The organism is Nocardiopsis sp. NPDC055824 (assembly GCF_053616335.1).
On the sequence record NZ_JBSHDN010000269.1, the window covers coordinates 1 to 7,334 of the forward strand.

Consider the following 7,334-nt stretch of genomic DNA (forward strand, 5'->3'; position numbering starts at 1 on the left):
GGAGAAGCTGGACACGGCCGGGGCGGGCACGTGGGGGGGGGGCGCACCGGCCCCACCCGTCCGGGGGGGGGGGGGGTCCCCACCGGCCCCCCCCCCGCCGCGTGCTGCCCCGGTGCTGCGGGGCGACCGTGTGAGGGCCCGGCCCCAGCCTCGAGGGGCTGCTGAGCAGTCCGGGACCACTCTGTGGGGTGTCCGCGGGGGCCTGTGGGGAACAAGCCGCGGGGCGAGCCGATCGGGCCCGTGAAGGCGTCTGGGGTGACCGGGCGGCCAGGTTCGCGGTGACGGACAGCGGGTCGGCCAGGTTTTCCGGAGACGTGGCGGACCGCGTACGGGATCCGCCGGAAGCGGCCCGGCCGGGTTCTCCACAGGCCGTGGAGGGGCGTTGCCCGCGGAACGGCCCGGTGGGAGCGTGGAACACGGGGGCGCCGCACAGCGGCCACGGGGAGCCGCGGGTCCCCCGAATCGACGCTACCCCTCTCCAACCCGCCCCCGCCATCCCCGTCCACAGGCTGTGGATAATCCGGTGACAACCCCGCTCCCCGCTGCCAGACTCCCGCGCATGGACGACGAGGCGGCCCCCGCTCCCGGGGGCCGCGCACCGGCCGGACGGGCGCCCGTGCGGCCGGTGCGCCGGACACCCCGGCCGGCCGGACGGGCACCGCCGCACGGGCACCCCCGCGGGTTCCCTAGCGGCGCTCGGCGTAGGAGGTGGCCACGGCCAGGAACGCGTCGTTCTCCTCAGGGGTGCCGAGGCTCACGCGGGCGCCCTCGCCCGCGAACGGGCGCACCGAGACGCCCGCCTCCGCGCACGCGGCGGCGAAGTCGAGCGTGTCCCCGTCCAGCCGCAGCCACACGAAGTTGGCCTCGGTCGGCGGCACGGTCCACCCGGAGGCGACGAGCGCGTCGCGGACGCGGTCTCGCTCCGCGACGGTGGCCGCCACCCGCTCCATGAGCTCGTCCTCGGCGTCGAGGGAGGCGATCCCCGCGGCCTGGGCGATGTGGTTCACGGCGAACGGGACGAGGGTCTTGCGGACCGCGTCGACCACCGGCGGGTGGCCGACCAGGTAGCCCAGGCGCACCGCGGCCAGGCCGTAGGCCTTGGAGAACGTGCGCAGCACGGCGACGTTGGGCCGGTCCCGGTAGAGGTCGACGCCGTCGGGCACGCGGGGGTCGCGCACGTACTCCAGGTACGCCTCGTCCAGGATCACCAGCACGCTGTCCGGGATCCGGTCCAGGAAGGCGGTCAGCTCGTCCTCGCGGACCGTGGTGCCGGTCGGGTTGTTGGGGTTGCAGACGATCACCATGCGGGTGGCCGGGGTGACCGCGTCCGCCATGGCGTCGAGGTCGTGCGCCTCGTCCTTCAGCGGAACCTGCATGGGGGTGACCCCGGCGAGCCCGGCGAGCAGCGGGTAGGCCTCGAAGGACCGCCAGGCGTAGACGACCTCGGCCCCGGGTTCGCCGACCGCCTCCAGGAGCTGCTGGAGCATGCCGACGGAGCCCGCGCCGAGGGCGAGGTGCTCCTCGGGGACGTCCAGGCGCCGCGCGAGACGGGAGGTGAGCTCCTCGGCGCCCGGGTCGGGGTAGCGGTTCAGCTCGGCGGCCGCCCGCGCGACGGCCTCACGCACCGAGGGGAGGGGGCCGTAGGGGCTCTCGTTGGAGGAGAGCTTGACGGACCGGCCTTCGGGGCCGACGACCTTCCTGCCCGGCTTGTACGGGGGGATGCTCTCCAGCACCGACCGCAGATATGGCGATTTCGACTCCGACACCATTGTCCTTCCTCAATACTTTGTGCTAACCCCGCGACACGCTCAGCGATCTCGCGCCCGGGCCGATCACCGCACCCAGCGGAAATATCGCACAAACGAGGAGATAGCACCATGCGTTTGCGTCCCTGTCCCGCCGGCTCAGCTCGGATTCCGGCTGGTCAGAACCCCCGCCCGCGGGGAGGGCGGGCACACGTCCGGCCATTGGCTCTTCCCATGGTCCTACCCGTGGTGGTCATGCTCAGTGCGTGCGGCGGCGGGGCCGAGGGGGGAGACGATCCCAACGCCGAGGCCGCCGCCGCCCTGTACGACGCGCACCCGCTGCACGTCCGCGACGCCACCCTCGTGCCCGAGGGCAGTGAGAGCGGCACCTACTCCGAGCTTGTCACAGTGCGGTACAGCGCCGAGGTCCGGGCCACCACCGAACTGGACAAGCCCGAGTGCCTGGACGCCTCGAACCGCTGGGGGGACCTGGACGGGGTGCAGGGGGCGCCCGCCTCCGTGGCCGCCTACGAGTGGTCCGAGGGCGCGGTGTCGCACATGCTGGTCCAGCTGGACGAGGGCACCGCCGCCGAGGCGCTCGCCGCGAGGCCTCCGGAGAGCTGCGCCGCGTACACCGCCACCTACGAGGACGGGACCACGTCCGACTACGGGGTGAGCGACCTGGAGGAGGTCCCGGAGATCGGCGACGAGTCCCGCGCCTACGCCATCGAGGTGAGCTCCGCGGAGGAGGACAGCCGCATGTTCAGCATCATGTACCGCAACGGCGGCCTGGTGGGCACCACGTCGATCCTCGGCCAGGGCGCGCTGGAGGACTACGAGGAGATGCTCGTCGAGTTCAGCGAGGCCGCCGTGGAACGCCAGGACCGGATGCTGGGCTGAGGACCCCGGCCGCACCGCGGCGGCCCGCCCGGGATCCCGTTGTCCGGCCCGGCCCCGGCGGGCGGCGCTCCGGCGCCCGGACGCCCGGTTCCCCGCGGGGGCCGCACGGAACCGGTCCGGCGGGGGCCGGTCCCGTGCGGGAACCCGTCACACCGGCTGGCCGGTGTCGGCGTCGCGCGAGTGGTCGGGCATCATCCTGGCCGGGTGCTCACGCGCCGCCCGGAGCGTCTCCGCGGCCCGGGCCGCGTCGTGCCGCTCGGCGTCCCGCCTGGCCGCCTGGCGCGGCCGGGGAAGCCTGCGCGGCGGCCCGACCAGTTCGAGGCCGGTCACGGCGCCGAAGGAGGCGACCACCGCCCCGCTCCCCCGGTCGACGAGCACCGCGCGCACGCCGGTACGGCGGCGCCCGCCGATCCTGACCGCGTACACGACGTCCACACGCCGCCCGTGGCGCATCCCGTCGTAGCGCAGGAACCGCCAGCAGCCGTGCCTCCACACGTCGTCGGGCTCGGCCTTGATCATCACGTTCTCGTTGGTGCGCCACACGTCGCTGCGGCGCAGTCTGCGCACCGTACGGCGCATCGGGACCTCGCGCAGCTCGCACGGCTCCCGGTGGAGGGTCCGGGCCGCCACCTCGCGCAGCTCGGGGCTGAGAGCCGCGAGGAGCAGCAGTTCCGCGCCCAGGACCCAGCCGTGCAGCGCGGTGGGGGCGAGGGCCACCTGCCACCCGGCGGGCTCCAGGCCCGGCGTGGCCAGGGCGGCGGCGGACAGGAGCCCGGCCCGGGTGAGCGTGCGCCAACCGATGGGGGCGCGGCTCAGCCCGCCGAAGCAGCCGCAGCCCGCCTCCGGGTCGCGCCTGCGCGCCAGGACCAGCACCACCACCGACGCGGCGAACACGACGGCGGTGAGCAGGCGCACGGCGTCGCCCGGGAGGCCGGTGAGGGCCAGCAGCCCGACGGCGAGCGCGACCTCCAGGAGGCCGGTCCCGACGGTGGCCGGGCGTCGCAGGCGCTCGGGCACCAGGACGGCCAGTCCCGAGCCGGCGGCCTGCCCGGTGGTCTTGCTCGCGGCGCCGAGCAGGAGCAGCACCGCCAGCAGCGGCAGCTGGACCTCGCGGAACGCCTCCACGATCTCCGGCAGCATGGTCATCCCTCCCCGTTGTGGACCGTCATGGTCGCGTTGAAGCAGCCGTCCTCCAGAAGCCCCCCGAGCGCGACGAACGCGGTCATGGTGAGGGAGGCGATCCGCCCCGCCCCCTGGCCCCCGCAGGCGGGGCACAGGTCGCACAGCCAGCTGTCGGCGGCGGCGCAGTCCACGACGGGGAGCACGGCCGTGTCCCTCGTGCAGTCGTTGCGCAGGTTCGGCGTCGCACCGGCGGACAGCAGCGGAAGCGGCACGCAGGAGGTGCGCCGGTCGCAGTCCGCGTCGTGGCCGACGGGGTCGAGTGCCGGATAGGCGACGCCGTCGACGCGGGCGCGCGGGTCCAGGTGGGACGAGCGCCCCCAGGCGGGGTCGTACCAGGTGGCGATGCCGCTGAGCGTGGTGGAGTGGCGGGGTGTGGGCGGCCTCGGCGGTGTGGCGCTGAGCGGATAGGGCGGCTGCGTCGTGGCCGGTCGGGCGGCCCACACGGCCCCCTCGCGCCAGACCCCGACGGCGTCGAAGACGTAGCCGGGTTCCAGGCGCGGGTGGCGGACGGCGATGCGGCCCGAGGTGCGGTAGGGGAGGACCACGGTCGTGCGGGGACGGCCGTGGCCGGGGTCGATCTCCAGGGTCTCGCCCTCGCGGCCGACGATGACGCCGGTCGCCCGGGCGGCCTGGGCCCACACGCGTTCGGCGACGAGGCGGCCGTCCTGTGAGCAGAGCACCACGGCGTCGTCGCCGTCCCTCAGGTCGTCGGGCCGGACCTCTCCCCCGCGCCAGAACACGGTGGCGCGGTCGTGCAGGAACCGCTCCTCGCCCCGGGGCGTGGCCAGGCAGAGCATGTGCGTGGTGGCGCCGACGACCACGCCGCGCACGACGCGGTCGCCCACCGGTGTGGGTTCGAGCGCGGTCTCGGGGCCGAGCACCGCCGCGGTGAACCTTCTGCGGTCCCTTCCGCTGTCCGTCATCACTGACATGTCGTCTGCGCCCCCTTGTCACCCGACTCGTCACTCTCTGCCCATTGTCCCGGTCGGAACCACCGGCCACCGGCCACACGCCGACACGCACCTGTTCGGGTGGTCCGCATGTCCCGGACCTTGCTCGCGGCAACCTTCCGGAAGCCGGTACGTCCGGGGCAGTGCCCCATGCGGACCATCCACCATGATGACCGCATGCAGCCGCTTGAGTACAGCTTGTGGCTGCAAAGTCGCAGATAGACCCGATACACACCGATAGATCCACAAAAATGACCAAGAGTCTGCGCGCCGCCCCGCCCTTCCCCGGCCCCGCGCCCCGGCGTGTCGGGGGTCCGGCCCGGGGCCGCCGCCCGACGGGACCGGCCCTCCATGGCGTGCCGTTGGCCGGCACATGGGGCACAGGTGCCCGGAGATTTGCGTTCGCTGTGTGACAGTGAGGGGAAGAAAGCATGACAAAGCAGCACGCAGCACCTGTGAGAGTCGGTGGTCGGCGTGACAGGAACTACCCGGACCCCCAGGTACGACGAGTTCAGCCGCTACGTGGCCGAGCGCGGCCCCGCCCTGCTGCGGATGGCCCGCTCCCTCACGAACAACCTCGCCGACGCCGAGGACCTGCTCCAGGCCGCCCTCGTGAAGACCTTCCTCTCCTGGGAGCGGATCGCCGACCCGAAGGCCCGCGACGGGTACGTGCGCCGGGCGATGGTCAACACGCAGATCTCCGAGTGGCGCCGCAAACGGCTGGACGTCTACCCCACCGACGACATCCCCGAGCAGCGCGTGGACGACCCCACCTGGCGCAGCGACCTCGCCGACGTGGTCGGGCGGGCCATCGAACGCCTCCCCGACCGCCAGCGCACCACGGTCGTCCTCCGCTACTACGACGACCTCACCGAGGCGCAGATCGCCGCCCGGATGGGCGTCACTCTCGGCACCGTGAAGAGCACCCTGTCCCGGGCCGTGGACAAGCTGCGACGGGACGCCGACCTCGTCATCGAGCGCGCCGTCAACTGACCCGCCGACACCGGCAGCACGACGGGCAGGCCTTCCCACGGCCCCGCCCCCTCCCCGGACACGGATCGGCACAGCCCCGAGGGGCGCGCCGGGCCCCGCGCGCCTGTCCGGACGGACACCGGGAAGGAATTCGCAGGCAGTGCCGGACGGCGCCCGCGAACAGGGCCGATACGGCAGAGGCGGCATGACACCGTGATCGGATCTTCCGGTCACCCTGGGAGAAACCACCGACACCCTCCGGCATGATTATCGGCGTTCCCGGCGGGCATGGCCTGGTCCGGCGGGTGGAACTGCGGACCGGCGGAGGGCGCCCGCGCGGCCCGGTTCCCGTTGCGGGGCGCCGACGGCCACGGACCGTCCACCGCCGGCTCCGAGGGGGGGGCGACGGTGTCGACGGCCCAGGCCGGCGTCGGCGCCCCACGAGGAACCGCACCGCGCAGGAGTCCCGGACGACCCCGCGACACCGCGCCGAGCGCGCCTCCGGCCGACCGCGGCGGAATCCGGTTCCGCCGGACCCGGAGGCCGTGGCCGGGCGCGAGGCGCCCCGGACCGCAACCGTCCGCCGACGAGGAAAACGACGGGCACCGAGAAAGGAGAGGCGTCCCATGACCCTGGTAGACGTCCACATCCAAGATCGATATCCGACACGCGTCGAGTCCGGTTCCGACCGGAAGTGGATCATCAGCGACGAACCGACCGTCCGAGGCAGCGCGCAGGAGGGACCGGCCTCCGCCGAAGAGCTCGCCGAACACGCCCGCAACGGATTCCACATCCAGCGGGACCTGCTGTCCGACCAGGAGGTCGGCGCCTGCATGGACGAGCTCAAGGCGATGACCGACGATCCGGCGATCCGCTCCGACGAGCGCACGATCATCGAGCCCGCCTCCGAGGAGGTCCGCTCGGTGTTCGACGCCCACTTGTTGAGCGATCGCATCGCCCGTCTGATCCGGGAACCCCGGATCCTCGACAGGGCGCGCCAGATCCTCGGCTCCGAGGTCTACGTGCACCAGAGCCGGGTCAACTTCATGCCCGGCTTCCGCGGCACCGGCTTCTACTGGCACTCGGACTTCGAGACCTGGCACGCCGAGGACGGCATGGCCGACATGGCGGCCGTCAGCATGTCCATCGGGTTGACCGACAACCACCCGTTCAACGGCGGGCTGATGCTCATGCCGGGCGCCCACCGGACGTTCGTCCCGTGTCTGGGCCGCACGCCGGACGACAACTACAGGTCCTCGCTGAAGGCCCAGAAGGTCGGTGTCCCGCAGGAGGAGGACATCGCCGAGCTGGCCCGGCGCCACGGGATCGAGCAGTTCACCGGCCCGAGCGGGTCGGCGCTGTGGTTCGACTGCAACAGCATGCACGGATCAGGGAACAACATCACCCCGTACCCGCGCTCGAACATCTTCGTGGTGTTCAACAGTGTGGAGAACGCTCTGGTCGAGCCGTTCGCCGCGCGGGAGCGCCGGCCCGGGTTCGTCGCCTCGCGCGACTTCACGCCGCTGAGGGCCTGACCGGGGACGTCGCGCCCGCGGTCGACCGGGCGCGACCGCCCGGCCCGCCG

At 73.5% G+C, this 7,334-nt stretch carries 6 protein-coding genes; 3 read left to right on the forward strand and 3 right to left on the reverse strand.

Annotated elements, in window-relative coordinates; genetic code table 11:
* Positions 1-686: 686 nt before the first annotated feature.
* The gene (gene hisC / locus ACWGL3_RS29740) at positions 687-1,769 is read right to left on the reverse strand and encodes a histidinol-phosphate transaminase (RefSeq protein WP_452462060.1); all 1,083 of its coding nucleotides are present in this window, start codon (positions 1,767-1,769) and stop codon (positions 687-689) included.
* Positions 1,770-1,979: 210 nt separating this feature from the next.
* Here hisC and ACWGL3_RS29745 point away from each other — a divergent pair, with 210 nt between their 5' ends.
* A complete protein-coding gene (locus tag ACWGL3_RS29745; protein WP_267947171.1) occupies positions 1,980-2,645 on the forward strand; it encodes a hypothetical protein in 666 nt (221 codons plus the stop codon).
* Between the two features lie 147 nt (positions 2,646-2,792).
* Here the strand turns inward: ACWGL3_RS29745 and ACWGL3_RS29750 are convergent, their stop codons facing one another.
* A complete protein-coding gene (locus tag ACWGL3_RS29750) occupies positions 2,793-3,785 on the reverse strand; it encodes a MauE/DoxX family redox-associated membrane protein (protein WP_267950570.1) in 993 nt (330 codons plus the stop codon).
* A gap of 2 nt (positions 3,786-3,787) precedes the next feature.
* Positions 3,788-4,759, reverse strand: coding sequence for a hypothetical protein (locus ACWGL3_RS29755; protein WP_452462061.1), 972 nt, complete (start codon positions 4,757-4,759; stop codon positions 3,788-3,790).
* Between the two features lie 483 nt (positions 4,760-5,242).
* Between ACWGL3_RS29755 and ACWGL3_RS29760 the strand changes: the two genes are divergently transcribed.
* Both ACWGL3_RS29760 and thpD read left to right on the forward strand, forming a co-directional pair.
* Positions 5,243-5,770 (forward strand): SigE family RNA polymerase sigma factor, encoded by a 528-nt coding sequence (locus ACWGL3_RS29760; protein WP_267947173.1) that lies wholly within the window; start codon positions 5,243-5,245, stop codon positions 5,768-5,770.
* A gap of 605 nt (positions 5,771-6,375) precedes the next feature.
* Positions 6,376-7,284 (forward strand): ectoine hydroxylase, encoded by a 909-nt coding sequence (gene thpD, locus ACWGL3_RS29765; RefSeq protein ID WP_267947174.1) that lies wholly within the window; start codon positions 6,376-6,378, stop codon positions 7,282-7,284.
* The last annotated feature ends 50 nt before the right edge of the window (positions 7,285-7,334 follow it).